Origin of the sequence: Winogradskyella undariae, from assembly GCF_013285155.1 — a bacterium.
Taxonomy (GTDB): Bacteria; Bacteroidota; Bacteroidia; order Flavobacteriales; family Flavobacteriaceae; genus Winogradskyella; species Winogradskyella undariae.
Genome location: NZ_JABTEL010000046.1, coordinates 1 through 1708, shown reverse-complemented (window position 1 = coordinate 1708; position 1708 = coordinate 1). Strand labels below are relative to the sequence as shown.

Sequence of the window (1708 nt, the reverse complement as noted above, 5' to 3'; positions counted from 1 at the left end):
CGTTATGCCTCACCTAAAAAACTACTCGAACAAAAATTGAATGAAAAAATACATTGACTACAAAAATGATATTTCGGAAACTGAACTATATGATGGCTTGGTTGGTTATGGACTTTTTGCAGAAAAAATACCCAACTTTTTGACTAGTATTGATTTTTTAGCTTTTTCCAAAACACTGACTTTTCCAGTAAATAATAAGCCAAAAGATTTTATAAGGTATTCTAGTATGCGGAATATAAATATCCCAAGACCAATGGCGATTCCTGAACCATTTGCTTATTCAAATCAAGTAAAGTCTTTATCAGATAATTGGACAGAATTACAGAATCACTTCAGAAATAAAACTATAAACGATTCTTTTAAAATCAGTAGAATTCATTTGAGAAAACTTGAAAATAAGTTTGAACTTTTTGAAATGAACTACAAAAATTTTTCTAAAGATGGCGACCCAGAGCAAGATATAGTTATTAAAAGTAAATATGTAGCATTAGCGGATATTTCAAGTTGTTTTCCTAGTATTTATAGTCACTCAATTTCTTGGGCATTAGTAGGAAAGCCTTATGCAAAGTCAAAATCAAAGCCAGCTGACAAAAATGAGTGGTTTAATCAGTTAGATTTTAATACAAGAAACCTAAAACACGGAGAAACTAACGGAGTATTAATTGGACCACATTCTTCAAACTTAATATCAGAAATAATCCTTGTTTCAGTCGATAACGAGCTAACTCAACAAGGTTTTAAGTACATAAGAAATATTGACGACTATACTTGCTATGTAGACTCGTACGAAGAAGCAGATAGATTCTTTATGTGCTTATCAGAAGAATTAAAAAACTATGAATTGGTTTTAAATAATAAGAAGTCCAAAATTATTGCATTGCCTTTAGCAAGTGTGAAAAATTGGGTTACAAAATTGAACCATTTCAATTTCACAAACACCTATGTTGTTAACAACAAACAAGCTATTAGAGTCAAAGAATTAAAAGGTTTTATTAACTTTGCAATTGAGCTGATGTTAGATGAAGACTCAGACGCTTCGATACTAAATTATGCTATCAAAATAATTTCCGATAAGCATTTAGATTCTAACGCAAAAGATTATTACCTAAAGCAAATTCACCATTTAGTTTTACTTTATCCATATTTAACCAATTTACTTGAGCAAAAAGTATTTGAACCGCACAAAATAGACAAGAATATTATAAAGAATATTGCTCAAGACATATACACATATGGACTTAAGAAAAAGATTTACGAAGCTTGTTCTTATGCAATATATTGGGCAATTAAGTATGACTTTGAACTTGAAACAACTACAATCAAACAGGATTCAATAAGTTCAATGGACTGTGTGTTTTTAATGATTGCATATCAATATGACAAAAAGCATAATAGAAAAGCATACTTAAAAGAATACAAAGACCTTTCTAAAAATCTAAAAAGAGACGATTTCGACAGATATTGGCTCTACATTTATGAAACATTACCGTGGACTGAATTAACCGACAATTATAGAACAATGAAAAAAAACGGCTTGACTTTTATAAAACCAGAATTCAATTAAAAAAAGGCGAAGGCATAACACCGTGTATAATTAATTGCTTTATTTAGCCTACTTGCGAATATTCCTGCGGAATATTCACAGGTTCGTAAAAGTTTACTAATTTAGTTGCTTAACCACGCAACTAACCATACACAACAACGTTGG

The 1708-nt window shown here is 30.3% G+C and carries 1 protein-coding gene; it reads left to right on the top strand.

Annotated features, from left to right (window positions below; all coding sequences use genetic code 11):
- The first annotated feature begins 40 nt into the window (after positions 1–40).
- A complete protein-coding gene (locus HSX10_RS18595) occupies positions 41–1564 on the top strand; it encodes an RNA-directed DNA polymerase (RefSeq protein WP_173589756.1) in 1524 nt (507 codons plus the stop codon).
- The last annotated feature ends 144 nt before the right edge of the window (positions 1565–1708 follow it).